The organism is Prochlorococcus sp. (assembly GCF_965655815.1).
GTDB classification, from domain to species: domain Bacteria; phylum Cyanobacteriota; class Cyanobacteriia; order PCC-6307; family Cyanobiaceae; genus Prochlorococcus_A; species Prochlorococcus_A pastoris.
In genome coordinates this window covers 1-1,227 of the sequence record NZ_CBFHHZ010000016.1, presented here as the reverse complement: position 1 = coordinate 1,227, position 1,227 = coordinate 1, and the positions used below count along the sequence as shown (strand labels likewise).

At 35.3% G+C, this 1,227-nt stretch carries 3 protein-coding genes; all 3 read left to right on the top strand.

Annotation, left to right across the window (positions count from 1 at the left end):
• A partial coding sequence (locus ACTF45_RS09130; protein WP_438949850.1) for a F0F1 ATP synthase subunit A occupies nucleotides 1-438 on the top strand: 438 nt, incomplete at its 5' end.
• A 164-nt stretch (nucleotides 439-602) separates the two neighbouring features.
• A complete protein-coding gene (gene atpE, locus ACTF45_RS09125; RefSeq protein WP_002805169.1) occupies nucleotides 603-848 on the top strand; it encodes an ATP synthase F0 subunit C in 246 nt (81 codons plus the stop codon).
• A gap of 68 nt (nucleotides 849-916) precedes the next feature.
• A partial coding sequence (locus ACTF45_RS09120) for a F0F1 ATP synthase subunit B' (protein ID WP_438949849.1) occupies nucleotides 917-1,227 on the top strand: 311 nt, incomplete at its 3' end.

Sequence of the window (1,227 nt, the reverse complement as noted above, 5' to 3'; positions counted from 1 at the left end):
TTATTTGTGTTTGTAAGTAATTGGGGAGGAGCGCTTATACCTTGGAGATTAATAAAATTACCAAGTGGAGAATTAGGAGCTCCAACAGCTGATATTAATACAACCATTGCATTGGCATTGTTAGTTTCTCTATCTTATTTCTATGCTGGGCTTAGTAATAAGGGTTGGAGATATTTTGAATATTATGTTCATCCAACACCGATAATGTTGCCTTTTAAAATTCTAGAAGACTTTACTAAACCTTTATCTTTATCCTTTAGGCTTTTTGGAAATATTCTTGCTGATGAACTTGTTGTTGGTGTTTTGGTTTTTCTAGTTCCCTTGGTTTTGCCCATTCCTGTAATGTTTCTAGGGTTGTTCACAAGTGCAATTCAAGCATTAATCTTTGCTACACTCGCTGCTTACTACATAGGAGAAGCCGTAGAAGAACATCATTAGTTTCTCTTTAATACATTCAGACTCTTTTACAAAGGGCCTGTAATCTGGCAAAATATTTAATCGCGTAGGTCTGAAAAATTCAGACCCATTCTTAAAAAAAAGAATGTCCAAGCGTGTTAGACAAAAAGATTTATCACAAGCATTAAGCTCTTTATTTCAAAATTATGGATTCCATTACTTCCGCTGCATCTGTTGTAGCTGCTGGCTTAGCAGTTGGCTTAGGCGCTATTGGCCCGGGCCTTGGACAAGGTAACGCAGCTCAAGGTGCTGTCGAGGGTATTGCCCGCCAACCTGAAGCTGAAGGTAAAATCAGAGGAACTCTACTTTTATCTTTCGCTTTCATGGAGTCATTAACAATCTATGGATTAGTTGTTGCTCTAGTATTACTTTTTGCGAATCCTTTTTCCTAAAAGTTAATGTTGCTTTTAATTCTTATTAGCAATATTTAAATATAATTTTTTAATTTCAACTGAAACATATGTTGGCCTTTGATTTTTTTGGTGCTACTGAAGGTGGTTTATTTGATATAAATGCCACTTTGCCTCTTATGGCAATACAAGTAGTCGCTCTTACTTACATACTAAATTCTCTTTTTTTTAAGCCAGTAGGCAATGTTGTTGAAAAAAGAGAAAAATTTGTAAGTAACAATATTATGGATGCCAAAAATAAACTTTCAGAAGTTGAAAAATTAGAAGCTGATTTATTAAGTCAGCTTCAAAGCGCTCGCTCTGAAGCTCAAAAGATTGTGAGCGAAGCTGAGAATGAATCTGATAAGCTTTATAAAGAAGC

Coding starts and splice junctions, on each gene's coding strand:
- atpE (WP_002805169.1), top strand. CDS start 603: ATGGATTCCATTACTTCCGCTGCATCTGTTGTAGCTGCTGGCTTAGCA.